This is a genomic window from Thioclava marina (genome assembly GCF_002020135.1).
Classification (GTDB): Bacteria; Pseudomonadota; Alphaproteobacteria; order Rhodobacterales; family Rhodobacteraceae; genus Thioclava; species Thioclava marina.
The window spans coordinates 1,223,980-1,247,120 of record NZ_MPZS01000001.1 but is presented as its reverse complement, the minus strand read 5'-3'; the positions used below and the strand labels follow the sequence as shown (position 1 = coordinate 1,247,120).

The following is a 23,141-nucleotide window of genomic DNA, read 5'->3' as shown; positions in this document are numbered from 1 at the left end:
CGGCGCGGGCGTTTGCTTTTCGGGAGGGGGAGGGGGCGCTGCCCCCTCGGCGCGATGCGCCTCACCCCCGGGATATTTAGGCCAAGAGGAAGGGGCGATCAGGCCTCTTCCATTGCCTCCAGCTCGTCGATGAAGCCTTCGATCATCGACAGGCCCTTGTCCCAGAAGGCCGGGTCCGAGGCGTCGAGGTCGAAGGGGGCGAGCAGTTGCTTGTGGTGCATCGAGCCGCCCGCCTCCAGCATCGCGAAATACTTGTCCTGGAAGCCCTTCGGCTGGGCCTCGTAGGCGGCGTAGAGCGCGTTCACCAACCCGTCGCCGAAGGCATAGGCGTAGACGTAGAAGGGCGAGTGGACGAAGTGCGGGATGTAGGACCAGAAGGTTTCGTATCCGTCCATGAACTCGAAGGCCGGGCCGAGGCTTTCGCCCTGCACTGACATCCAAAGCGCGTTGATATCCTCGGGGGTGAGCTCCCCTTGGGCGCGCGCTGCGTGCAGTTTGCATTCGAAATCGTAGAAGGCGATCTGGCGCACGACGGTGTTGATCATGTCTTCGACCTTGCCGGCGAGCAGCGTCTTGCGTTCTTCGCGGGTCTTGGCGGCGGCGAGCAGCTTGCGGAAGGTCAGCATCTCGCCGAAGACCGACGCGGTTTCCGCGAGCGTCAGCGGGGTCGAGGAGAGCATTTCGCCCTGTTTCGCGGCCAGCACCTGATGGACGCCGTGGCCCAGCTCATGCGCGAGCGTCATCACGTCGCGCGGTTTGCCCAGGTAGTTGAGCATCACGTAGGGGTGCACGGTGGTCACGGTCGGATGGGCGAAGGCACCCGGCGCCTTGCCCGGTTTCACGCCCGCGTCGATCCAGCCTTTCTCGAAGAAGGGCTGGGCGATCTCGGCCATGCGCGGATCGAAGCCCGCATAGGCGTCGAGCACGGTTTCCTTCGCCTCGTCCCACTGGATGTCGCGCGGCGCCTCGGTCGGCAGGGGTGCGTTGCGGTCCCAGACCTGAAGCTTGTCGAGGCCGAGCCATTTCGCTTTCAGCGCGTAGTAGCGATGCGACAGGCGCGGATAGGCGGCGACCACGGCATTGCGCAGGGCCTCGACCACCTCGGGCTCGACATCGTTCGACAGGTGCCGGCCGGTCTGGGGCGTCGGCATCTTGCGCCAGCGATCCTCGATTTCCTTTTCCTTCGCCAGCGTGTTGTGGATGCGCGAGAAAGTGCGGATGTTCTCGCCGAAGACCTTGGCGAGCGCATGGGCGGCCGCTTCGCGCTTGGCGCGGTCGTGATCGGAGAGAAGCGTGGTTGTGGCTTCCAGCGAGAGCATCTCGCCGTCGACGTCGAATTCCAGCGCGGCGGTGGTCTCGTCGAAGAGGCGGTTCCAGGCGGCAGCGCCCACGACCGATTGATCATGCAGGAACTTCTCCAGCTCGTCGGAGAGCTGGTAGGGCTTCATCGCGCGCATCCGGTCGAAGACGGGCTTGTAGCGCGACACTTTCGGATCGGCGAAGACGGCCTCGTATCTGTCGTCCGGGATGCGGTTAAATTCGAGGCTGAAGAAAACGAGCGGCGTGGTGTAGGTGGTGATCTTGTCCTGCGCATCCGACAGCAGTTTCACCCGGCCGGCGTCCACGGTGTTCTGGTAGTAGCGCAGCCCCGTATAGGACATCACGCGACCTGCCTTCTCTTCGATCGCCTCATAGCGCGCGATGCACTCTGCCATGCCCGCAGCGTCGAGATCGGCGAGTTTGCCCTCATAGTCGGCGGCAAAGGCGGCGCAGGCCTTTTCCAGCCATTCCATGTCTTGCGCCAGCTCGGGTGCGTCGGGGGCGGTGTAGAGGTCGCTGAGGTTCCATTCGGGCAGATCTCCGAACGCGCCTCCGGTTGCATTGGCATCGAAGACGGGGCGGCGGGGCGAAATGGTCATGCTATCCTCTCAACGTTTGGCGTTGTCACTCAGATAGGGGCAGCGAGGCGGGACTGGCAAGGGTGGGGCAGGTGTAAAGGGTGTGCACAAATTTTAGGCAATGCCTGTCAAATGGCGTTTCTCTGAAGCTATTGGGAACGTTAACATCGGGGATCGGCTTTTCCTCATCGTGATCACGACCTAGAGATGGGGAAAGAGCAGGGGAGTGAATGCGTTCGCGATGACCGAGTATTTCAACGAGATGTTCGATGGGGGCAGGGTTCGCCAGCCCTATTCCGGGCTTGATGGCTGGATGCGCGAAATGCCTGCGGAACTGCGCGCAATGAAACAGGCCGAGGCCGAGGCGCTGTTTCGCCGCATCGGCATCACCTTCGCGGTTTATGGCGAAGGCGGCGACCCGGATCGTCTGATCCCCTTCGACATGTTCCCCCGTGTCTTCACGCAGAGCGAATGGCGCAAGCTCGAGCGCGGCATCAAGCAACGTGCCCGCGCGCTCAACGCCTTCCTTCTCGATGTGTACGGGCGCGGCGAGATCGTGCGCGCTGGCCGCATCCCGGCGCGGCTTGTCTATCAGAACGAGGCCTATGAGCGGGCGGTTTCAGGGTTTATTCCGCCGCGCGGTATCTATTCCCATATCGTCGGCATCGATCTCGTGCGGACCGGGCCGGACGAGTTCTATGTGCTCGAGGACAATTGCCGCACGCCCTCGGGCGTCTCCTACATGCTCGAGAACCGCGAGATCATGATGCGCATGTTCCCGCAGCTCTTCCGCGAGAACCGGATCGAGCCGGTCGATGGCTATCCCGACGCGCTCCGCCGTACGCTGGCCTCGGTGGCGCCCGCGAAATGCGACCGTGAACCGACGATCGCAATTCTCACGCCGGGTCATTTCAACTCCGCCTATTACGAGCACTCCTTCCTTGCCGACCTGATGGGGGTCGAGCTGGTCGAGGGGGCGGATCTGTTTGTCGAGGGCGGGTTCTGCTGGATGCGCACGACCGAAGGCCCGAAGAAGGTCGACGTGATCTATCGCCGCATCGACGACGCTTTCATCGACCCGCTCTGTTTCCGGCCCGACTCGATGCTGGGCGTGCCGGGGCTGATGGATGTCTACCGTTCGGGCGGGGTGACGATCTGTTCGGCGCCGGGAGCGGGCGTGGCCGACGACAAGGCGATCTACACGTTCGTGCCCGAGATGGTGCGTTTCTATCTCGGTGAGGAGCCGCTTCTGGAGAATGTGCCGACATGGCAGTGCGCCAAGCCCGATGACCTGAAATACGTGCTCGATCACCTGCCCGAGCTGGTGGTCAAGGAGGTTCACGGATCGGGCGGTTACGGGATGCTCGTAGGGCCGAAAGCCACGAAGGAGCAGATCGAGACCTTCCGCATCAAGATCCAGGACAACCCGGTTAACTACATCGCCCAGCCGACGCTGGCGCTCTCGACGACGCCGACCTTCGTGGAAGAGGGGGTGGCGCCACGTCATGTCGACCTGCGTCCCTATTGCCTCGTGGGCGAGAAGGTCGAGCTGGTGCCGGGTGGGCTGACGCGCGTGGCGCTGACCGAAGGCTCGCTCGTGGTGAACTCGTCGCAGGGTGGCGGGGTCAAGGATACCTGGGTTCTGGCGGAGTGATTGTGACATGCTGAGCCGGACGGCGGAAAACCTCTTCTGGATCGCGCGCTACATGGAGCGTGCGGAAACCATGGCGCGCCTGCTTGAGGTGGGTGCCCGGATCGCGCTGACGCCCTCGGCAGGGCACGGCTATCGCTCGGAATGGGAGAGCCTTTTGCAGGCTTCGGGCACTGCGGATGGCTTTGCCGAGAAATATGGCGATCCGGTACAGCGCAATATCGAGAGCTACCTGTTCTTTGACCGCGACAATCCGTCCTCGGTGATTTCCTGCATCGAGCGTGCCCGCGAGAATGCACGGATCGTGCGCACCGCGATCACCGGTCAGGTCTGGGATACGCTCAACACCGCGTTTCAGGAAATCCGCCAGATCGAACGCCAGCCGCGTTCGGAATGGGAGACGACGGAGCTCTGCGAATGGGTTGCGCGCCAATCCGCGATGATGCGCGGCGCGATGGACGCGACGATGCTGCGCAATGACGGGTTCTTCTTCATGAACCTCGGCTATGCGCTGGAACGGGCCGACAACACCGCGCGCCTGATCGACGTGAAGTATTTCGTGCTGCTGCCCTCGGTGGAGATGGTCGGCACGGGCTTCGACAATTACCAGTGGCAGGTCCTCTTGCGGGCACTTCAATCCTATCGCGCCTTCCACTGGGCTTACGGCGGCGACATCACCGCTTCGAAAATCGCCGATTTCCTCATTCTCAACCCGGCGAGCCCGCGCTCGCTGATGTCGGCAATGCGCAAGGCGCTGCATCATCTCGAGAATATCGGGCGCTTCTATGGGGACGAGACGGCGAGCGGACCGGTGCAGATCCGGGTGCGCGGCCTCGTGCGCGAACTCGAACAAACCCAGGTGACAGAGATATTCGACGAGGGGCTGCACGAGTTTCTCACCCGCTTCATCGGTGAGATCGGCGATCTGGCCGGGCTTGTGCAACGCAACTACCTGTCGGGAGATGCGCGATGATCCTCACGGTCAATCATGTCACGACCTATGATTACGACGCGCCGATGGGGGCTGCGGTGCAATCGCTGCGCCTCTTTCCCTCGCGCTTCGACGGACAACGCACGATCGACTGGTCGGTGTCCGTCGAAGGGGGCGTGAAGGGGGGGGCGTTTCGCGATGGCGCGGGTGACCGGGTCGAGGGTTGGTCGATCCGCCCGCCGGTGGAGGCCGTCACGGTCACGGTCACCGGGCAGGTCGAAACCTTCGACACCTCGGGCGTGCTGCGCGGCCACCGCGAGCTCGTTCATCCCATGGCATATCTGCGCGAGACCGTTGCGACCTGGATCGACGATGCGCTTCAGGAACTGGGCGAGAGCGCCGTCGAGGGCGCGTCGGACATGCTTGATCGGGCGCACCGTCTCAGCTCCGCTGTCGCCGAGGCGATCGCCTACAAGCCCGGAGTCACCCACACCCACACCACCGCCGCCGAGGCGCTGACGCAGGGCGAGGGGGTCTGTCAGGACCATGCCCATGCGCTGATCGCGGCGGCGCGCGCGGTCGATATGCCAGCGCGTTACGTTTCGGGTTACCTGTTCGCGACCGAAGATGGCGCGCCGCATGAGGCGGCCCATGCCTGGGCCGAGATCTGGGTCGAGGGGATCGGCTGGATCGGCTTCGACCCGGCCAACGCATGCTGCCCCGACGAGCGCTATATCCGGCTTGGCTCCGGGTTGGATGCGCGCGAGGCCGCGCCGATCCGTGGGATCACTCAGGGCGCGGGCGAGGAGCGACTGGACGTCACAGTTGCGCTGGAACAGCTCCAGCAATAGATTGCGCGTCTGTCAGGGGATCAGGGGACGACTATGACCTACTGTGTGGGCCTTCTGCTCAATGAAGGCATGGTTTTGCTGTCCGACACCCGGACGAATGGCGGGCTCGACAATATCGCGACCTATCGCAAGATGTTTACCTTCGAAGACCCCGGTGAGCGGGTGATCGCGATCATGACGGCGGGCTCGCTCTCGGTCACGCAGACGACGCTTGCGCGCCTGCGCGAAGCGGTCGATGCGTCGGACGCGACCGGCGAGACCTCGATCATGGAAGCGCCGACCATGCTCAAAGTGGCCGAGATCATCGGCAACACGATGGCGGGCGTTCGCAAGGATATCGTCAGCCGCATGGATGCCGAGCGGATTTCGACCTCGGCCTCGATGATCGTCGCGGGTCAGCGCGCGGGCGGCGAGATGCGGATGTTCCTGATCTACCCGGAAGGCAATTTCATCGAAGCCACCGAGGACACGCCCTTCCTGCAGATCGGCGAGCACAAATATGGCAAGCCCATCCTCGATCGCGTTGTGCGCCCCGAGACGAGTCTCGAGGACGCGCAAAAGGCCGTGCTTTTGTCGATGGATTCGACGCTGCGCTCGAACCTCTCGGTGGGGATGCCGCTCGATCTCGCGGTGATCCGCAAGGACGAATGCAAGATCGGCACGCGCCGCCGGATCGAGGCGGGTGATTCCGATTTCGCGCGCATGTCCGAAGCCTGGTCGAACGCGCTGCGCGAAGGGTTCACGCAGATTCAGCTGTAAGGCCGTCGCGGGCCGCGAGCCCGCCGGCCGCATCGAACAGCGCCGCACAGCCGTCATAGAAGCGCGCGCGCGTGGAGGGGATCTCCATCATGAGTTCGTGCTCGGCCTCGGGGATGACGTCGAGCTTGCCCTTGGGCCAGCGGTTCATGCGGTCATGCACCGCCGGGCAATGCACGATTTTCTCCGCCGCCCCGAGCCCGCAATAGCAGGGCAGGTCGGGCGAAGGCAGGGCAGCCAGCGCCTCGCACTCCAGAAGGCTTTCGGCAACCCAGTGGATCGTCGGGCCGGCAAGCGTCAAGTCGGGGTGTTTCGCGGCCTGGTCGATCAGCCAGGACCACATCTCGGGGTCGCGTGTCAGCCGGTTCGCGAGAAAGCTGTCGCGGTAGACATAGGTCGTGCCATTCATCCCGGGCGGGTAGGCTTCGGCAAGGAAGGAATCCCCCAGAAGCTGCGCGATCAGGATGCGGAACGGGTGCAGCAGCGCGGGGGCCTTGATCCCCCACATCGGAGCGGAGAAGGCGGCTGCGGAAAAACGGTGATGCTCGTGTTCGATCGCGCGCAGGCCGATTGCGCCGCCCATCGAATGCCCGACCAGAAAATAGGGCTGGGGAAGACCCAACTCGTCCGCGGCGTCGATCACCGCGTGAAGATCCCACTGGTAGTCCTGAAGCCCGCCGACATGGCCCTTTTCGGGGGCATGGGTCAGAATGCGATCGGCAAGGCCCTGGCCGCGCCAGTCGATGGCCAGCATCGCGTAGCCCCGCGCGGCGAAATCCGCCGCGGCAGGGCCGTATTTTTCGATGTATTCGGTGCGCCCGCACAACAGGAACACGGTCCCGCGCGGCTGAGGGGGGCTGGGCCAGTGACCGAAGCGGATGCGAACACCGTCGCGGGCCGTCAGCCAATAGGCCGCGCCGCCCCCGGGGCCGCGCGCGATCTGTTCGAAAAGGGGCGCGCGCTCCATCAGGCCAGAGCCGCTCCCAGCTGCATCGCAAGGCCCATCGAGCCGTCGATCTTGAGCTTGCCCGACATGAAGGCCGAGGTCGGGTTCACATCCCCGTTGAGCATGCCTTCGAAGGTGTCGCGATCGGCGGTCAGCACGACCTCGGCTTCGTCGTCGCCGGCGCGCACGCCGTTTTCGTCGACGATGATCGAGCCTTCATCCTCGATCACGAATTTCGCGGTGGACGAAAAACCGTCCGGCATTTTCGCCTGCAGCGCCTCGACAGCCTTGTCGATTACCTCGCTCATGGAAGTCCTCCAGTTTTGATGGCCGGGCTCTCGCTTTCTCCGGCATTTGCGTTACAGTCGAAACTATGTGGCACCGAATTCACAGATACAAATGTGTCGTCACGGCATTTTGCGTAAGCCTCGCGCTCGCGACAATTGCGGCTTTCCCTGCCCGCGCCGAAACGGAGGGGCTCGATCCCTATTTCAAGGAGCTCGCCGACCCCTCCGAACAGGGCTGGGCGCGCGCCGAGGCGGATATCCGCAGGGCGTGGTCGCGTTCGGGTTCGGCGACAATGGATTTGCTGCTGAAACGCGGTGAACAGGCGCTTGACGAAGGCGATGCAGATGCCGCGATCGAGCATTTCACCGCACTCACCGATCATGCGCCGGATTTCGCCGCCGGATGGAACGGACGCGCCACGGCCTATTTCATGGCCGGTCTCTATGGCCCCGCGGCCTCCGATATCGCGCATACGCTGCAACTGGAGCCCCGCCACTGGGGTGCGCTCGCAGGGCTTGGCGCGATTCTCGAGGAGATGGGCGACGATGCGCGCGCGTTGGAAGCCTATCGCGCCTCTTTCGCCTTGAACCCGCATCAACAGGATGTGAAAGACGCCATTGCGCGTCTCGAGAAGGCGCATCAGGGCACGGCTCTCTGAGGCCGGAACGGAGCAGCGATGCAAAGCGGGCGGATCACGGCCGTTCTGGGGCCGACCAATACCGGCAAGACGCATTACGCGATCGAGCGGATGCTGGCGCATCGTACCGGCGTCATCGGCCTGCCTTTGCGGCTTCTGGCGCGCGAGGTCTATGACCGGATCGTCGAGCAGCGCGGGCCTTCCGTCGTGGCGCTGGTCACCGGCGAAGAGCGCATCGTGCCCGAGCGCACGCAATACTGGGTCTGCACGGTCGAGGCGATGCCCACGGGGATCGGCGCGGATTTCCTTGCCATCGACGAGATCCAGCTTTGCGGCGACCCCGAGCGCGGCCATGTCTTCACCGACCGGTTGCTGCACGCGCGCGGTCTGCACGAGACGCTGTTTCTTGGTTCCGAGACGATGCGCGGGGCGATTGCCGCGCTGGTGCCGAAGGTGCAGTTCACCAAGCGCGAGCGGTTCTCCGAGCTGACCTATGCGGGCTCGAAGAAGATCTCCCGGATGAAGCCGCGCTCGGCCATCGTCGGGTTCTCGGTCGAGAATACCTATGCCATCGCCGAGCTGATCCGCCGCCAGAAGGGCGGCTGCGCGGTGGTGATGGGGGCGCTCTCGCCCCGCACCCGCAACGCGCAGGTGGCGATGTATCAGAATGGCGACGTCGATTATCTGGTGGCCACCGATGCGATCGGGATGGGGTTGAACCTCGATATCGACCATGTCGCCTTCTCGGCCACTTCGAAATTCGACGGGCGGCGGATGCGCGCGCTCTTCCCGCATGAGCTGGCGCAGATCGCGGGGCGGGCAGGGCGGCATACCTCCGACGGCACCTTTGGCGTGACGGGCGAGGCGCGGCCTCTCCAGCCCGAGGTGATCGAGGCGATCGAACAGCACCGTTTCGCACCGCTGCAACGGCTGCAATGGCGCAGCGCGCGACTTGAATTCGGCTCGCTCGACCGGCTGATCCAGTCGCTCGAGGCGCGCCCCGCCGAGCGCGATGGCGGCGAATGGCTGACCAAAGGCCGCGAGGCCGACGATCTGCGCGCACTCAAAATGCTGGGCGAAGACCCTGCGATCCGCGATCGGGTCAACAGCCCAAAGGATGTGCAACTCCTGTGGGATGTTTGCCGAATCCCCGATTTTCGTTCGATTTCCGAGGCCGAACATGCCACCCTTCTCGCGCGCATCTTCGAATTCTTGCAAACGGGCAAGGGCGTGCCTTCGGACTGGCTTGCGCGTCAGATCGAGCGCATCGACCGGACAGGCGGCGATATCGACACGCTGAGCCGCCGTCTCGCCTTCATCCGGACCTGGACTTACGTTGCGCAACGCAAGGGCTGGGTCGATGACGAAAGTCATTGGCGCGACGCGACCCGCGCTGTAGAAGACCGCCTGTCGGACGCGCTGCATGGCGCTCTGACGCAAAGATTTGTGGACCGGCGCACATCCGTGTTGCTGCGCCGGCTCAAGCAGAAGGAGACCCTCGTGGCCGAGGTGAACGACAAGGGCGAAGTGACGGTAAGCGGCGAATTCGCAGGCCGTCTGGAAGGATTCCGCTTCCGTCAGGACGAAACCGGATCGCCCGACGAGGCGAAGATGCTCGCCCGCGCGGCCTATGAGGCGCTCGCACCCGAGTTCTCCCTGCGCGCGGACCGCTTCTACAACGCGCCCGATACGGAGATGGATTTCACCGAACAGGGCGGCCTGATGTGGGGCGAGATCGCCGTGGGCAAACTGGTGAAGGGGGCCGATCTGCTGCGCCCCTCCGTGCAGGCCTTCGTCGACGAAGAAGCCGGTTCGGACGTGGCCGAGAAGGTCACGCGCCGTCTTCAGCATTTCATCGACCGCAAGGTCGCGGCCCTGTTCGAACCGCTCCTCGCGATGAGCCGTGACGAGGCACTGACGGGCCTCGCGCGCGGCTTCGCCTTCCGCATGGTCGAAGCGCTCGGCATCATCCCGCGCGAGCAGATCGCCGCCGAGGTCAAGGATCTCGATCAGGACGCGCGCGGTTCTCTGCGCAAGCACGGCGTGCGTTTCGGCCAGTATACGATCTTCATGCCCGCGCTTCTGAAGCCCGCGCCGACCCGGCTTCGGCTGGTGCTGGCCTCGCTCTGGTCGGGTGCGGATGAGTTCCCCGAAAGCCCGCCCCCGGGCCTCGTGACGATTCCCAATCTCGGCAGTTTCGACGCCGAGACCTATCGCCTCTCGGGCTATCGTCCGGCCGGCGCGCGCGCGATCCGTATCGACATGCTCGAACGCCTCGCCGATCTGCTGCGCGGTCAGGACAGCCGTGGCGGCTTCGAGGCCAACCCGGACATGCTCTCGATCACCGGCATGACGCTCGAGCAGTTCGCCGACCTTATGGAAGGGCTCGGCTACAAGGCCGAGAAGGGCGAGCGCGCGAAGGTGAAAGCTGCCGATCTCGAGAAGGCCGAGGAAGAGGCCGGCGCGCAGGCGCTCTCCGATGAGCTCGCGACCGAAGCCACGGCCGAAGCCGGTGGCGGCGAGGAGACCCCCGAGACCCATCCCGAGGCGGAAGCCGCGGCCGAGGCGGGCGGTGACATGATCGCCGCCGAAGAGGTTGCGGGCGACGAGGTCGAGACCTTCTTCACCTTCACCTGGGCGCCGCGTCCGCGCGGCAATCGTCCGCCGCGCCGTGATCAGGGGCAGGGCGGAAAGCCCGGTGGCGAGCGTGGTGAGCGCAAGGGCGGCGGCAAGCCGCAGGGCAAGCGCGACCGCGACGGGTTCAAGGGCGGCAAGAAGGGCGGCAAACCGCAAGGCGCGCGCAACTTCGAGGCGCGCCCGCCGAAGAAGGACAAGCCGATCGATCCGGACAATCCTTTCGCGGTGCTCGCAGCCCTCAAGGACAAGAAGTAAGCCCCTGCCATGGACGCGCCCGAGCGCATCCGCATCGACAAATGGCTCTGGCAGGCGCGGTTCTGCAAGACCCGCGGCCTTGCGCAGGACGCGGTGCAGGGCGGCAAGGTGCGCCTCAACGGGCAACGTATCGAGAAACCGGGCCGCGGTGTCGGCCCGGGAGATGTTCTGACGGTTCGGCTCGGGGCACAGGTGCGGGTGCTGCGCATCCTCGAATGCGGCACCCGGCGCGGCCCGGCGAGCGAGGCGCAGGGCCTCTACGAAGAGATCGTACCCGAAGCCTGAAACCTGCGCGTCATGCCGCAGCGAAAAGGCCGAACGTTCCCTTGAAACACGACGCTTCCCCCGCTAGGACGGGTCAGGAAGCTGATAAACCGGGGTTTCGCCATGACCTATGTCGTCATCGACAACTGCATCAACTGCAAATATACCGACTGCGTCGAGGTCTGCCCGGTGGACTGTTTCTACGAGGGTGAGAACACGCTGGTGATCCATCCCGACGAGTGCATCGATTGCGGTGTGTGCGAGCCAGAATGCCCCGCCGATGCGATCCGTCCCGACACCGAGCCGGGGATGGAAAGCTGGGTCGAGATGAACCGGAAATACTCCGAGCTTTGGCCGGTCATCACCCAGAAGAAAGACCCGATGCCTGAAGCCGAGAAGTATGATGGCGAGACGGGCAAGCTCGAGAAGTATTTCTCGGAGAAGCCGGGCGAAGGGGACAGCTGATCCCCGATTCTACCGCGCCGGGGGTCGATTCGAGCCTTCGGAGCCTGGGTTACGCTGCGGCATGTTGCCCCTTTTAGCTGCGTAACCCATTGGGAAACAAGGTGTTCAACAAAGCGCGAGCGTATCGCGCTTTGAAATACATGCGTTTTCTGCTATATTATTGTTACATAAGAGTTTCGACCCCACCTTTCGCAGTGACCTGCTCGCCTGCGGATGCGATCTCGCGATAAACGGACGAACGCGGAGCCAAAGCGCCCCGTGGGCGTCTTGTGCTCGCCTGATGCCGGGGTTCGAGGCTGGCTGCAAGGAAACGAACCGCATGACCAAAACCAAGAAGACCGAATTCCGCCCCAATGATTTCGTCGTCTATCCGGCGCATGGGGTGGGTAAGATCATGTCCATCGAAGAACAGGAAATCGCCGGGCTCAAGCTTGAGCTGTTCGTGATTTCCTTCGAGAAGGACAAGATGACCCTGCGTGTCCCGACGAACAAGGCGACGGAAGTGGGTATGCGCAGCCTGTCCTCGCCCGACATCGTGACCAAGGCGCTTGAGACCCTCAAGGGCAAGGCGAAGGTCAAACGTGCGATGTGGTCGCGCCGCGCGCAGGAATACGAACAGAAGATCAATTCGGGCGACCTGCTGTCGATCGCCGAAGTGGTGCGCGACCTGCACCGCAATGACGACCAGCGCGAGCAGTCCTATTCGGAGCGCCAGCTCTACGAGGCCGCGCTCGAACGCCTGACCCGCGAAGTCGCCGCCGTGTCGGGCACCGATGAGGCCCGTGCCGCAAAAACCGTCGACGAGGTTCTGGTCGGCCGCGCCGCCTGATCCCGAGACGAATAGACTGATTGAGACGCGAGGCTTTCGGGCCTCGCGTTTTTTGTTGTGAGCGGGGCTTTTCCGCTTTCAGAGATAGGCGCCGCGCCCACAGCGTGAGCTCACGCGTCGGGCCCACCCTCTAGTGTGCCTGGAGCCTCTCGGTCGCTCTCCTCGCGATCGTCACGGCGGCGGAACTGCTCCATCATCGCAGCTTCAAGATCGGCGTTCAGTTCCTTAGTGCGCGCGATGTAATCGGCGTTCTGCTCCATCGGTACACCCGGCTTCCACAGCTTGGCGAGATCGCGCACGGCAGCCCGGTCCAGCTTGAAGAACAGTTTCTCGAGTTCGGCCGCCTCGAATTCCGACAGGCCGGCATTTTCCAGCACGTAACGGCCTGCGCGCAGTGAGCTGTCGAACATCTCGCGCACGATGTCGTTCGCGCCAGCCCGGTAGAGATCGAACACATGGGTGCGGTCGCGCGCGCGCGCGACGATATGCAGATCGGGCCGGATCCTGCGGGCATATTCGACCAGCTTCGTGGTTTGCTCTCGCCCGTCGAGCGCCACCACCAGCACGCGCGCCTGATTGATGCCAGCCGCCGCGAGCAGGTCCGGCCGCGTGGGGTCCCCGAAATAGCCCTTGAAGCCGAAGGTGCGCATCAATTGGATCGTCTTGAGGTCTGCATCGAGAACGGTCGTGCGCAGCCCCGACATGGTCACCAGCCGGTTCACCACCTGACCGAAGCGGCCCACGCCGGCGATGATGATCGGCTGCTGTTCGTCGATCGCGTCGGGATCGGGCGCGTCCGAGCTGCGCAGGCGCTTGCCGATCTGCTCGTGCAGGATGAACAGCAAGGGCGTGATCAGCATCGACAGCGCGATGACGACCAGCAGCTTCTCGGCGAGAACATTGGGCAAGATGCGCTGCCCGACAGCAAATGAGACGAGCACGAAACCGAATTCACCCGCCTGTGCGAGGCTCAGCGTGAAGAGCGAGCGGTCCTTGCCGCGCAGTTTGAAGACACGGGCGAGGCCATAAAGGATCGCCGATTTCAGCCCGACGAGCAGCCCCACGAGGGCGAAGATGTTCCAGGGCTGAGCCGTGATGACGGCGAAATTGATGCCCGCGCCGACGGTGATGAAGAAGAGCCCCATCAGGAGTCCCTTGAAGGGCTCGATATCGGATTCCATCTCGTGCTTGAACTCGCTGTCGGCGAGAACCACGCCGGCGAGGAAGGTGCCGAGCGCGGGCGAAAGCCCCACGAGGTTCATCAGGCTCGCGATGCCCACCACGATCAGCAGGGCCATTGCGGTGTTGATTTCGCGCAGCTTCGCGGTCTGGACGAAGCGGAACAGCGGCCGCACGAGGTAGTGCCCGATCAGCACCGTGAAAACCACCGCCGCCAGTGTGATCAAGGTCACGCCCCAGGCGGGTAGCGCGTCGATGAGGCGGGCCACGACGTGATCGCCATGATCGGCCTTCGCGACGGCGCGAGCGCCCGGCAGCGCCAAAAGAGGCATCAGCGCGAGCATCGGGATCACGGCGATATCCTGCGTCAGAAGCACTGCGAAGGAAGACCGCCCGCCCGCGGTCTGCATCAGCTGCTTTTCATTGAGCGTCTGCAACACGATCGCGGTCGAGGACAGCGACAGCGTCATCCCGATCGCCAGCGAGACGCGGAAATCCTCGCCCATCGCCATCACGATCGCGGTGACCAGCACCATCGTGATCAGAACCTGCATGCCGCCCAGGCCGATCAGCTTGTCGCGCATCGCCCAGAGCGCACGGGGTTCCAGCTCGAGCCCGATCAGGAAGAGCATCATCACCACGCCGAACTCCGCGAAGTGCTGCAAGTCGCTCATTTCCGCGCCCGACAGCCCGGTCACCGGACCGATCAGGATGCCCGCGATCAGGTAGCCCAAGACCGAGCCGAGCCCGGCACGTGAGGCGAGCGGCACCGCGATAACCATCGCAACGAGATAGAGCGTGGCTTGGAACAGGAAGCTTTCCATCGCGGGGCGTGCGTCCTCGGGCTGGGGCGCGATGTGCGCCTGAGAAAATAACGGTCAGTTCTAGCGTAGCTTCGGGACGGGCGGGTTCAAGAGGGCGCGGCGTTGCGGGATATGCAGCGGCGGCGGGGCGGCTCTGCGTCAGCTGCCTTCGAGCAGCTTGAGCGTGTAACTACGCGAGCCTTTCTTGTAGGTCAGCTGGCCCGAGCCGATCGCTGTGACCTGACCGCCATCGAGCCGGTCGCCCACCCCCACCTTCACGAAGCGCCCATTGGCCAGACGCACCAGCGCGCGACGGTTCGACGAAGAGCCGTAAAGCCCGATCAGATTGATCTTGCGCAGGTTGATCGCGTTCTTTTCGGTGGCCTGTTTGGCGACCGAAGCCGAAGTCGGCAGTTTGGGCGCAGGCGCGACGGGTTCGGGCTCGTCGATCTCGACCGGCTGGGCTTTGGGCGCTGCGGCGGGTGCTGCGGCAGCCGCCACGGCAACGGAGGGCGCAGGCTCGGCAGCGATTGCCGCAGCCAGCGCGCGCTCGACCGAACGCGAGAAGTTGCGCGGTTTCTCCGGCGGATTCGCAGAGCGTGCCACCGCAAGCGCGGTCGCGCCCGCGAACGGGTCGCTATTGGCGGCGGCGGCGGCATCTTGCGCGGCGACTGCGCCCTGCACGGCCTCCTGGATCGTCGCGGGACGACGCTCGGGACGGATCTCGGCGAGTTGGGGATTGGCTGCGGCGGCAGGTTCGCCTGCGGGCGCCTGACTTGCCGCGAAACGGGTGACGGCCTCGGGGCGGGCGGTCGGACGCGCATCTTGCAGCTCCGGGTGCGGTTGGAGCGCGGGATCGAGCGCGCCCTGGTCGACGGGCGGCGTGGGCGTCGGCGGGGCGGTCTGATCCGCCGGAGGCGTCGCAGGGGCGGGTTGCGGCGCGGCCGCAGCGCCGGTCAGATCGTCGGGCCGGGGCCGGGGGCTGAAGCCGCGAAGCGCCGGGATTGCCTCGAAGGTCGCGTCGGGCGTGGGCGGCAGGGTCGCGGCATAGGCGTCGCTTACCGCATCGGGGCGCGGCGCGGGCAGGGTATCGGGTTTGCCGGCGTAAAGCGTGAAGCCGCCCGGCATCTGCGTACCCTCGGGGGTCGGCGTGACCTCCGGCTCGGGGGCAGGCTCGGCCACTGGCGGGGGTAGCGGGGTGGCGTCGAAGGACGGCATGCCTTCGGGGCTCGCGGTCGACAGCGTGCCGGTCGGCTCCGGTTCAGACCCGGATTGCGTCTCGGTTTCCGGCGCGGTCGTCGCCTGCGGCGGAGCGAGCGTGACTTGCGGCAAGGCGGGCATCTCGGCCGGGGGCGCTTGCGGCTCGGGCGCGCTCGCCTCGGGTTGGGGCTCGGGAACGGGCGCGACCGGTTCCGCTTCGGGGGAGGGTTCGGCTTGTGGCGCAGCCGCGGTTTCGACCGGTTGCGAGACCTCGGGCGGCGCGCTTGGCGCGGCAGGGATCTGCGCGATTTCTTCGGGGCCGACGGGATCCTTGAGCAGGCTCGACCAAAGCGCGATGATCGCCAGTAAGATCACCAGCGCGCCGGTCAACATCGCGCCGAGATAGCGCGGCTTGCCGGGTACAGCAGCGCGCTTGTCGCCCCCAAAGACGGTCTTTTCCGTTGGCGTATCGGCGGGTTTCGGCGGAACCTGCGCAGGTTTCGCCCGGGATTTCGTCAGCGCCTTCGCGGTTTTCTGGCCAAGGGCCGCCGTACTGCCGAGCCCCTTGCGCGCGGCGCGCCCCATCGCCTTTGCCGCCTTTTCCGTGGCCTTGGGCTCGGGAGGGGCGAAGCGCGGATCGGGTTCGGGCAGATCGAGCTTGGGTGCGTTGATCCCGGCCTCTCCGGTCAGGATCTTCTTGCGGTCCGGCTGCGGCGGGCTCAGACGGCCGACGCCGCCGAGACGCGGCGCCGCTGTCTCCTCCTGCGCGGTGTCCCGATCGCGACGGGTCGCAAAGGCTGCGATGAGACTCTCGGGCAGCTTGGGCGGGAGATCCACGGCGGATTCTTCGGATGCAGCCTCGTCGGGCATGTCCGTTGGCGCGGCGTCGGACGCGGCCTCGTCGGTCGTCTTAGGTGCGATGTCGTCGGAGGCGTCCACCTGGGGCGCATCGCTTGTCTCTGTCGAGGGGGCCTCGTCGAGCAGCCCTTCGAGCATCGCCGCTTCCTGCGGCAGATCCGCGACCGGCTCGGGCGGCAGATCGAGCGCGCCCAGCTCGGCCAATTCCTCGGGTTCGATCCCGTCTTCCTCGGGGTCGGAAAGCTCGGCGGGCTCTTGCGTGACAGGAGGCTCGGCCTCAGCCTTCTCAGGCTCAGGCTCAGGCTCAGGCTCAGGCTCAGGCTCTATGGCGAGGGCTTCCCGCCCGGTGTCAGGCACCGGGGCAATTTCAGTATTGGGCTCGGGATCCTGCTCGGCGGCTTCGTCGCGGGCGTCCGCTTCGAGCGCGGGTGCCGCGGGAGAGGCGGGCATATCCGCGACAGGCCCGGCCTGCGGTTCGGCGATGGCCTCTGGGGTGGGCTCATTTGCAGCGACCGGGCCGGGCAGGAGCACGATCACCTGCGGATCGGGATCGACCCGCGCGCCCTCGGGGATGTAGCGCGCCGCGACGGAGGTCAGGCCGAAATGCGGCTCGCCGGGAAAATCCGCAAGCTCGGGGGCCGCGACGAAGCCGACCGGGTTGAAGCCGTAGCTTTCTGCGAACCCTTCCGCCTCGCCCAGCGTCTCGCGTGCGATCACGGCGACCTGCACAGTCTGCCCGCCGCCTGCGAAATCGTAGACGAGGTCCGGCACGGGGTAAGGGGTCATCCCCTCGAGGGCGACCTCGATCTGACGGCGGCGCTGCGCGGGGCTCGGCCCAGGGGCGTAGATTGCCGTGTACAGGATTTGCGAATCCGGCAGGACCAGCTTGGTGGCAAACCCGCGCGGCGCAAGCGCGCGCGCATTGTCGCGCAATGCCTCGATCGCGGGGCCGGGATCGTCGTCTTCCAGCGAGACCTCGCCAAGAAGCCGCCAACCCTCTTTCGCGCGATGCACCAGGGCGATGCCGTCATGCGAAAGGATCAATGCAAAATCGGGTTTCATTTGGGTGGGCTTGGGCCGTCAGGAACGCTGGATACTCACATCTTCGTAAAGCAGTTTGCGGCCCCTGAAAAGCGTCGCGGAGGGAGCGAGCGGCAGATTGCCGGTTTTCCACAGTCAGCTCGCCCCGGAGCGGATCCGGGGCGAGCCAAATTGTGAAAACCTGCGATCGGACGCTTGCGGATCAGGCGGTTGCCGCCGTCAGCGCCTGATCGAGATCGGCGATCAGATCCTCGGCATTCTCGATCCCGATCGAGAGCCGCACCACGTTCGGCGCCGCGCCTGCCGCGATCTGCTGCGCCTCGGTCAGCTGGCGATGCGTGGTCGAGGCGGAATGGATGATCAGCGAGCGCGCATCTCCCAGATTCGCGACATGGCTGAAGAGCTTGAGATTGTTCACCAGCTTCACGCAGGCCTCGTAGCCACCCTTCACCGCGACGGTGAAAAGCGCGCCCGCGCCTTTCGGGCAGACCTTGGCGACGCGATCGTGCCAGGGCGAGCTCTCGAGTCCGGCATAGGTCACGAAATCGATGCGCGGGTCCTTCTCGAGCCATTCGGCCACGGCCTTGGCGTTGGCGACGTGTTTGTCCATGCGCAAGCTCAGCGTCTCGAGCCCCATCATCGTGTAATGCGCCCCTTGCGGGTTCATCGTCATGCCGAGGTCGCGCAGCCCCACCGCGATCGAGTGGAAAGTGAAGGCCATCGGCCCCAGCGCTTCGTGGAACTTCAACCCGTGATAGGCGGGCTCGGGCGCGCTGAGCGAGGGGAACTTGTCCGAGGCCGACCAATCGAACTTGCCGCTGTCAATCACGCAGCCGCCGGTGACGGTACCGTTGCCGGTCATGTATTTGGTCAGCGAGTGCACGACGAGCGTCGCGCCCATCTCGATCGGGCGGCACAGGTAGGGCGTGGCAAGCGTGTTGTCGACGATCAGCGGCAGGCCAGCCTTGTCGGCCAGTTTCGCCACGGCCGGAATATCGGTGATGTAGCCGCCCGGGTTCGAGATCGACTCGCAGAAGATCGCGCGGGTGTTCTCGTCGATCGCTTCTTCCAATGCGTCGAGATCGTCGAAATCGACAAACTTGGCCGACCAGCCGAAGCGTTTGATCGTCTGGCTGAACTGGGTGATCGTGCCGCCATAGAGCCGGGTCGAGGCGACCACGTTGAGCCCCGGCCCCATCAGCGGGAAGAGCGCCATGATCTGCGCCGCGTGCCCCGAGGAGCAGGCCACCCCGCCCGCGCCGCCTTCGAGCACGGCGACCTTTTCGGCGAGCTTCATCACCGTCGGGTTGGTGAGGCGCGAATAGATGTAGCCCACTTCCTCGAGATTGAAGAGCCGTGCCGCGTGATCGGCATCCTTGAACGCGTAGGCGGTGGTCAGGTAGATCGGCACCTGCAATGCGCCGGTCGTCGGGTCGGGCGCGGCGGCGGCGTGGATCTGAAGCGTGTCGAATTTGTAGTCGGACATCTCGGGGCTCCTCTGTTCTCGGGCGCGACGTTAGCGGCGCACCCGAGGGGCTTCAAACACATTCGTTTTTGGTGATGGAATACCGGGAGGTCGTTCTTGGCTCGGTGGGGGCGGCTGCCCTTGTCCTGCGGGACTAACGCCGCCGCAGCCGCGCCAATGTACGTTTCATCCCGCCGGGGGCGACGAGGAAGCTCAGCACGAAGCCGGTCGCGAACCCCGCGATATCTGCGATCCAGTCGGGCTGTGCGCCGAAGATCATCGCGAAGATCAACTGGATCCCCATCAGCGCGCCGATCAGCGAGAAGGCCCGCAACTGGTTCGCGTTCTCCTGCCCCAGCCGTGTCCACAGGATCCAGGTGAACGCGCCGATCAGCCCGTAATCGCCCGGATAGCCGCCATAGAGTCCGATCTCGGTGAAGGGCATCGCGCCATAGATCAGAGCGCCGGCGATGCTCGCGCCGAGGAACACCACTGCCACGGCGAGGTTCGAGAAGACCTCGCCCACCATCTTGCCAAGCGCCAGAAGGAAGACGAGCACGAAGATCGCCTGGGTCACGGAGGCATTCACGAACGGATAGGTCACCAACCGCATCAGATGTTCGGGCGGGTATTGCCCGGTTTCGACCATGGCGCGCATCAACTGCGGCGAGAAGGCGAATTTCTGCAGCGCATCGAGCCGCCAGCCCGCAGCGCCCGGCCCACCGATCAAACCGCTGCTCCCCATCGCGAAGAACAGCTCGGTCGCGATGATCGGCAGCGCGAGCAGCCACACCACCGGGGGGAGCGGGTTCACCGGGTTCTCATCATAGCCGTCGCGCATCTCGTCTCCAATTCGCCGGGGCTCAGTTGCGCCCTATGCGCTTTAGCGATAAGCGAGCGGGGAGCGGATTTCCACCCCGGGAACCGCAGGAGGCGGGCTTCCACCCCCCGCAGATCAGGAGCATCAGATGAGCGACGACGCGCAGACCCCGAACGCCAATTTCAAACCGCGGATCTTCTCAGGCATCCAGCCCTCGGGCGGGTTGACGCTGGGCAACTATCTGGGCGCGCTCAAGCGCTTTGCCCAGAAGCAGGATGAGGGGATCGAGACGATCTATTGCCTCGTCGACCTGCACGCGATCACGGTCTGGCAAGACCCCGAAGCGCTGCGCCGCAACACTCGCGAAGCCGCCGCCGCCTTCATCGCCTCGGGCGTCGATCCGAAACGCTCGATCCTGTTCAACCAATCGCAAGTGTCGGCCCATGCGGAACTGGCATGGCTCCTGAACTGCGTGGCGCGTCTGGGCTGGATGAACCGGATGACCCAGTTCAAGGACAAGGCGGGCAAGAATGCCGAGAAGGCCTCGCTTGGCCTTTACGCCTATCCCGCGCTGATGGCCGCCGACATCCTGCTGTATCACGCGACGATGGTGCCGGTGGGCGAGGACCAGAAGCAGCATGTGGAGCTGACCCGCGACATCGCGGCGAAGTTCAACCATGACTTCAAGACCGAGTTCTTCCCCGCTCCCGAGCCTCTGATCGAGGGCGCCGCGACCCGCGTGATGTCCCTGCGCGACGGCACGAAGAAGATGTCGAAATCCGACCCGTCGGATGCGAGCCGCATCAACCTGACCGACGATGCCGGCACGATCGCGAAGAAGATCCGCAAGGCTGTGACCGATCCCGAGCCGCTGCCCTCCGAGCTGGACGGGCTCAAGGACCGGCCCGAGGCACGCAATCTCGTGAACATCTACGCGGCGCTGGCGGACATGACGCCGGCCCAGGTGCTGGGCGAGTTCGGCGGCGAGGGCTTCGGAAAGTTCAAACCGGCGCTGGCTGAGCTCGCGGTCGCGAAACTCGCGCCGATCTCGGATGAGATGACCCGGCTGATGAACGACCCTGCCGAGATCGACCGGATCCTGGGCGACGGTGCAAATCGCGCTGACGAGATTGCGCAGCCGATCCTCGCGCGCACGCTCGAAATCATGGGAATGATCCGCTCGCGCTGATTGAATGGGGGAGGGGGCGGCTTGCCCCCTCAGCCCACCATCAGGCGCGGATAGTCGATTTTCGGGCAGCGGTTCATCACGACGCGCACGCCTTTCGCGCGCGCCTTTTCCGCAGCCTCTTCATGCGTGACGCCAAGCTGCATCCAGATCGTGCGCAGTTTCGGCAGATGGGCGAGCGCGTCCTCGACCACCTCGGGCACGGCCTCGGAGCGCCGGAACACATCCACCATGTCCACCTCGATCTCGTCCGGGATCGCTCCGAGATCGGCATAGACCGTCTCACCCAGCAACTCCTGCCCAGCGAGGCCGGGATTGACCGGGATGACCCGGTAGCCCTTCGATTGCAGGTAACGCGCGACATCGTAGGAGGGGCGATCGGTCTTGTGGGAAATCCCCACCACGGCGATTACCTTCGCCTCGCGCAGAATATCGCGGATCTCGTCTTGCATTGGGGCCTCCTGTCTTGCCTTGTTGGTATAGGGACAAATGCCGGGGCGCTTCAAGAACGCGCCGACGGCGGGGTTGCCCTGTCCGTTCGCTTTCCCGCCAAAGAAAAATGCGCCCGAGCATGAAGCAAGGGCGCATAAGTGGCGGAACGAGGGACAGTGAACTAGAAGCGCTGCGGTTCCGGAGCGGCGCTTCTGTTAATGAGATAGGAAGCCCCCCGCCGGTCTTAAAGACCTTCGCGCCACAAGCTCGCGTTCTTGTGAAAATCAGCGGTTCGCCGCCGCATAGAGCGACACGGCCGCGGCGTTCGAGACGTTGAGCGAGCCGAACTCCCCGGCGAAGGGGATGCGCACCAGCCGGTCGCAGGTCTCGCGGGTTTTCTCGCGCAGGCCCGGACCTTCGGCGCCAAGCACAAGCGCCACCGGCTCCATCCCGGCCTCGCTCAGCCCGTCCTCGAGGCTCATGTTCGCCTCGCCCGCGAGGCCAAGCAGCCGGAACCCCATCGAACGTAGCTCCTCCATCGCGTCGGAGAGGTTCTTCACGCGCAGATAGGGCTGACGCTCCAACGCGCCGCTCGCGGTCTTGGCGAGCGCCCCGGTCTCGGGGGCGGAATGGCGGTGCGGGGCGATCACGGCGGCAGCGCCGAACACCTCGGCAGAGCGCAGGATCGCGCCCACGTTATGCGGGTCGGTCACCCGGTCGAGCAGCACCACGATGCGTGCATCATAGCAGACATCCTTCAGCGCGCCCCAGTCGAGCGGTTTGACCTCGAGGGCCGCGCCCTGATGCACCGAATCCTGCGAGATCGGCACGTGTTTGTCGAACTTGCGCACATCGACGATCTCGGGCTCCATGCCCGAGGCAGCGATCGCGTCGGACAGCTTGTCGGCGGCATTCTTCGAGCAGACCAGCCGAAGTCTCTCGCGCATCGGGTTCTGGAGCGCATCGCGCACCGCGTGCAGGCCGAACAGCCACACCGTTTCCGATGCCGCTGCGCGCTTGGCACGTTCCTTTTCGATCACCCAGGCCGGTTTTTTCATCGCTGTCTCCTTTGCCCCTACCTGCGCGCAAAGGCGGGCTTTGGCAAGCGGCGATCTCGGAGCGCGATTTTTCGCAAATCCGGCTCTTGACGCCCCCCGCCCCCTTTTGTATCTCCCGCCAAGCGTCGGGTGACGTGCTGCAAGGTGCGGCAGCGGACTGTAACTCCGCCGGGGAGACCCATGCCTGGTTCGATTCCAGGGTCACCCACCACTTCCCCCCTTTTCGGAACTGGTGATCTCGCAAGCCTCCGGGGCTTGCAGGCGGTTCATCGTGAGAGCACTGCGTTGCGCTTGAAGCGGGCTTCCTCGGAGCTGCCGTCATCGTAGATCAGCTTCACGCGGACGTCCTTCACCGACCCCTTGGGCTGCGACACGAAGACATTGTCGCCCGAGATCGCATTGGGCTGGGCGCTGCCTTCGTGGCATTTTTCCATCTTGAATTTCGCGTTGGGGGCCGCGCCGTTGAAGCCGTAGCGGATCTCGCTCAGCCCGCAGCGCCAGGCGAGAAGATGGGTGAAATAGACCAGATCCTTGTCACCGCGTTCGCGGATCGCCACCCAGGAATCGCGGGTCATGTCGAGGATCGGGCGGACCTCGGCGGCGGTGGTGAAATTCTGCGCTGCCACCGGCGCCGCCACCAGCATCGCTGCGAGTACGGCCCCGCTCAACTTCCGCACGCTCATCACTTTCA

At 64.9% G+C, this 23,141-nt stretch carries 20 protein-coding genes and 1 tRNA gene; 11 read left to right on the top strand and 10 right to left on the bottom strand.

The window, feature by feature from the left end; genetic code table 11:
• Positions 1-98 precede the first annotated feature (98 nt).
• The gene (locus tag BMG00_RS05975; protein ID WP_078573649.1) at positions 99-1,919 is read right to left on the bottom strand and encodes a M3 family oligoendopeptidase; all 1,821 of its coding nucleotides are present in this window, start codon (positions 1,917-1,919) and stop codon (positions 99-101) included.
• A 220-nt stretch (positions 1,920-2,139) separates the two neighbouring features.
• Between BMG00_RS05975 and BMG00_RS05970 the strand changes: the two genes are divergently transcribed.
• From BMG00_RS05970 to BMG00_RS05955, 4 genes are read left to right on the top strand one after another with little or no spacing between them, the layout of a single operon-like run.
• Positions 2,140-3,552, top strand: coding sequence for a circularly permuted type 2 ATP-grasp protein (locus tag BMG00_RS05970; RefSeq protein ID WP_078527162.1), 1,413 nt, complete (start codon positions 2,140-2,142; stop codon positions 3,550-3,552).
• A gap of 7 nt (positions 3,553-3,559) precedes the next feature.
• On the top strand, positions 3,560-4,522 hold the full coding sequence (locus BMG00_RS05965; protein ID WP_078525390.1) for an alpha-E domain-containing protein: 963 nt from the start codon (positions 3,560-3,562) through the stop codon (positions 4,520-4,522).
• On the top strand, positions 4,519-5,331 hold the full coding sequence (locus BMG00_RS05960; RefSeq protein WP_078525388.1) for a transglutaminase family protein: 813 nt from the start codon (positions 4,519-4,521) through the stop codon (positions 5,329-5,331). Before BMG00_RS05965 ends, BMG00_RS05960 begins: the two co-directional genes overlap by 4 nt.
• 33 nt (positions 5,332-5,364) lie before the next feature.
• Positions 5,365-6,090, top strand: coding sequence for a proteasome-type protease (locus BMG00_RS05955; protein WP_078525386.1), 726 nt, complete (start codon positions 5,365-5,367; stop codon positions 6,088-6,090).
• Here BMG00_RS05955 and BMG00_RS05950 read toward each other — a convergent pair.
• Entirely contained in the window at positions 6,071-7,054 is a 984-nt protein-coding gene (locus BMG00_RS05950; protein ID WP_078525384.1) for an alpha/beta fold hydrolase, read from the bottom strand. The two genes, BMG00_RS05955 and BMG00_RS05950, sit on opposite strands and share 20 nt — an antisense overlap.
• Positions 7,054-7,341: an SCP2 sterol-binding domain-containing protein gene (locus BMG00_RS05945; RefSeq protein ID WP_078525382.1), complete on the bottom strand. Its 288-nt coding sequence runs from the start codon at positions 7,339-7,341 to the stop codon at positions 7,054-7,056. Before BMG00_RS05945 ends, BMG00_RS05950 begins: the two co-directional genes overlap by 1 nt.
• A 65-nt stretch (positions 7,342-7,406) precedes the next feature.
• On the opposite strand from BMG00_RS05945, the gene BMG00_RS05940 reads away from it, so the two are divergent.
• The 5 genes from BMG00_RS05940 to BMG00_RS05920 all read left to right on the top strand — a co-directional run bounded on the left by BMG00_RS05940 (position 7,407) and on the right by BMG00_RS05920 (position 12,408).
• Positions 7,407-7,979, top strand: coding sequence for a tetratricopeptide repeat protein (locus BMG00_RS05940; RefSeq protein ID WP_078525380.1), 573 nt, complete (start codon positions 7,407-7,409; stop codon positions 7,977-7,979).
• A gap of 18 nt (positions 7,980-7,997) precedes the next feature.
• Positions 7,998-10,850, top strand: a complete 2,853-nt coding sequence (locus tag BMG00_RS05935) for a helicase-related protein (RefSeq protein WP_078573648.1) — start codon at positions 7,998-8,000, stop codon at positions 10,848-10,850.
• A 9-nt stretch (positions 10,851-10,859) separates the two neighbouring features.
• Positions 10,860-11,135: an RNA-binding S4 domain-containing protein gene (locus BMG00_RS05930; RefSeq protein WP_078573647.1), complete on the top strand. Its 276-nt coding sequence runs from the start codon at positions 10,860-10,862 to the stop codon at positions 11,133-11,135.
• Between the two features lie 102 nt (positions 11,136-11,237).
• On the top strand, positions 11,238-11,579 hold the full coding sequence (fdxA, locus tag BMG00_RS05925; protein WP_078525374.1) for a ferredoxin FdxA: 342 nt from the start codon (positions 11,238-11,240) through the stop codon (positions 11,577-11,579).
• Positions 11,580-11,898: 319 nt separating this feature from the next.
• Entirely contained in the window at positions 11,899-12,408 is a 510-nt protein-coding gene (locus tag BMG00_RS05920) for a CarD family transcriptional regulator (protein ID WP_078527160.1), read from the top strand.
• Positions 12,409-12,518: 110 nt separating this feature from the next.
• Here the strand turns inward: BMG00_RS05920 and BMG00_RS05915 are convergent, their stop codons facing one another.
• The 4 genes from BMG00_RS05915 to BMG00_RS05900 all read right to left on the bottom strand — a co-directional run bounded on the left by BMG00_RS05915 (position 12,519) and on the right by BMG00_RS05900 (position 19,795).
• On the bottom strand, positions 12,519-14,411 hold the full coding sequence (locus BMG00_RS05915) for a monovalent cation:proton antiporter-2 (CPA2) family protein (protein WP_078525372.1): 1,893 nt from the start codon (positions 14,409-14,411) through the stop codon (positions 12,519-12,521).
• A 138-nt stretch (positions 14,412-14,549) separates the two neighbouring features.
• Complete coding sequence (locus tag BMG00_RS05910) at positions 14,550-17,510, bottom strand: hypothetical protein (RefSeq protein WP_078573646.1); 2,961 nt, start codon at positions 17,508-17,510, stop codon at positions 14,550-14,552.
• Between the two features lie 181 nt (positions 17,511-17,691).
• Positions 17,692-18,975 (bottom strand): O-acetylhomoserine aminocarboxypropyltransferase/cysteine synthase family protein, encoded by a 1,284-nt coding sequence (locus BMG00_RS05905; RefSeq protein WP_078525368.1) that lies wholly within the window; start codon positions 18,973-18,975, stop codon positions 17,692-17,694.
• 133 nt (positions 18,976-19,108) lie between these two features.
• The gene (locus tag BMG00_RS05900; RefSeq protein ID WP_078573645.1) at positions 19,109-19,795 is read right to left on the bottom strand and encodes a rhomboid family intramembrane serine protease; all 687 of its coding nucleotides are present in this window, start codon (positions 19,793-19,795) and stop codon (positions 19,109-19,111) included.
• Positions 19,796-19,922: 127 nt separating this feature from the next.
• On the opposite strand from BMG00_RS05900, the gene trpS reads away from it, so the two are divergent.
• The gene (gene trpS, locus BMG00_RS05895) at positions 19,923-20,963 is read left to right on the top strand and encodes a tryptophan--tRNA ligase (RefSeq protein WP_078573644.1); all 1,041 of its coding nucleotides are present in this window, start codon (positions 19,923-19,925) and stop codon (positions 20,961-20,963) included.
• A gap of 29 nt (positions 20,964-20,992) precedes the next feature.
• Here the strand turns inward: trpS and BMG00_RS05890 are convergent, their stop codons facing one another.
• Both BMG00_RS05890 and rlmB read right to left on the bottom strand, forming a co-directional pair.
• Positions 20,993-21,412: a CoA-binding protein gene (locus BMG00_RS05890; protein ID WP_078573643.1), complete on the bottom strand. Its 420-nt coding sequence runs from the start codon at positions 21,410-21,412 to the stop codon at positions 20,993-20,995.
• 264 nt (positions 21,413-21,676) lie between these two features.
• The gene (gene rlmB, locus BMG00_RS05885) at positions 21,677-22,450 is read right to left on the bottom strand and encodes a 23S rRNA (guanosine(2251)-2'-O)-methyltransferase RlmB (RefSeq protein ID WP_078525360.1); all 774 of its coding nucleotides are present in this window, start codon (positions 22,448-22,450) and stop codon (positions 21,677-21,679) included.
• A gap of 127 nt (positions 22,451-22,577) precedes the next feature.
• On the opposite strand from rlmB, the gene BMG00_RS05880 reads away from it, so the two are divergent.
• Positions 22,578-22,661: transfer RNA gene (locus BMG00_RS05880), tRNA-Tyr, on the top strand.
• Between the two features lie 55 nt (positions 22,662-22,716).
• On the opposite strand, the gene BMG00_RS05875 is transcribed toward BMG00_RS05880, so the two are convergent.
• Positions 22,717-23,133 (bottom strand): hypothetical protein, encoded by a 417-nt coding sequence (locus tag BMG00_RS05875; protein ID WP_078527158.1) that lies wholly within the window; start codon positions 23,131-23,133, stop codon positions 22,717-22,719.
• Between the last annotated feature and the right edge of the window lie 8 nt (positions 23,134-23,141).

What these genes read in the sequence shown, in the direction of transcription:
- BMG00_RS05975 (WP_078573649.1), bottom strand. Translation starts at nt 1,919, where the DNA reads ATGACCATTTCGCCCCGCCGCCCCGTCTTCGATGCCAATGCAACCGGA.
- BMG00_RS05970 (WP_078527162.1), top strand. Translation starts at nt 2,140, where the DNA reads ATGACCGAGTATTTCAACGAGATGTTCGATGGGGGCAGGGTTCGCCAG.
- BMG00_RS05965 (WP_078525390.1), top strand. Translation starts at nt 3,560, where the DNA reads ATGCTGAGCCGGACGGCGGAAAACCTCTTCTGGATCGCGCGCTACATG.
- BMG00_RS05960 (WP_078525388.1), top strand. Translation starts at nt 4,519, where the DNA reads ATGATCCTCACGGTCAATCATGTCACGACCTATGATTACGACGCGCCG.
- BMG00_RS05955 (WP_078525386.1), top strand. Translation starts at nt 5,365, where the DNA reads ATGACCTACTGTGTGGGCCTTCTGCTCAATGAAGGCATGGTTTTGCTG.
- BMG00_RS05950 (WP_078525384.1), bottom strand. Translation starts at nt 7,054, where the DNA reads ATGGAGCGCGCGCCCCTTTTCGAACAGATCGCGCGCGGCCCCGGGGGC.
- BMG00_RS05945 (WP_078525382.1), bottom strand. Translation starts at nt 7,341, where the DNA reads ATGAGCGAGGTAATCGACAAGGCTGTCGAGGCGCTGCAGGCGAAAATG.
- BMG00_RS05940 (WP_078525380.1), top strand. Translation starts at nt 7,407, where the DNA reads ATGTGGCACCGAATTCACAGATACAAATGTGTCGTCACGGCATTTTGC.
- BMG00_RS05935 (WP_078573648.1), top strand. Translation starts at nt 7,998, where the DNA reads ATGCAAAGCGGGCGGATCACGGCCGTTCTGGGGCCGACCAATACCGGC.
- BMG00_RS05930 (WP_078573647.1), top strand. Translation starts at nt 10,860, where the DNA reads ATGGACGCGCCCGAGCGCATCCGCATCGACAAATGGCTCTGGCAGGCG.
- fdxA (WP_078525374.1), top strand. Translation starts at nt 11,238, where the DNA reads ATGACCTATGTCGTCATCGACAACTGCATCAACTGCAAATATACCGAC.
- BMG00_RS05920 (WP_078527160.1), top strand. Translation starts at nt 11,899, where the DNA reads ATGACCAAAACCAAGAAGACCGAATTCCGCCCCAATGATTTCGTCGTC.
- BMG00_RS05915 (WP_078525372.1), bottom strand. Translation starts at nt 14,411, where the DNA reads ATGGAAAGCTTCCTGTTCCAAGCCACGCTCTATCTCGTTGCGATGGTT.
- BMG00_RS05910 (WP_078573646.1), bottom strand. Translation starts at nt 17,510, where the DNA reads ATGAAACCCGATTTTGCATTGATCCTTTCGCATGACGGCATCGCCCTG.
- BMG00_RS05905 (WP_078525368.1), bottom strand. Translation starts at nt 18,975, where the DNA reads ATGTCCGACTACAAATTCGACACGCTTCAGATCCACGCCGCCGCCGCG.
- BMG00_RS05900 (WP_078573645.1), bottom strand. Translation starts at nt 19,795, where the DNA reads ATGCGCGACGGCTATGATGAGAACCCGGTGAACCCGCTCCCCCCGGTG.
- trpS (WP_078573644.1), top strand. Translation starts at nt 19,923, where the DNA reads ATGAGCGACGACGCGCAGACCCCGAACGCCAATTTCAAACCGCGGATC.
- BMG00_RS05890 (WP_078573643.1), bottom strand. Translation starts at nt 21,412, where the DNA reads ATGCAAGACGAGATCCGCGATATTCTGCGCGAGGCGAAGGTAATCGCC.
- rlmB (WP_078525360.1), bottom strand. Translation starts at nt 22,450, where the DNA reads ATGAAAAAACCGGCCTGGGTGATCGAAAAGGAACGTGCCAAGCGCGCA.
- BMG00_RS05875 (WP_078527158.1), bottom strand. Translation starts at nt 23,133, where the DNA reads ATGAGCGTGCGGAAGTTGAGCGGGGCCGTACTCGCAGCGATGCTGGTG.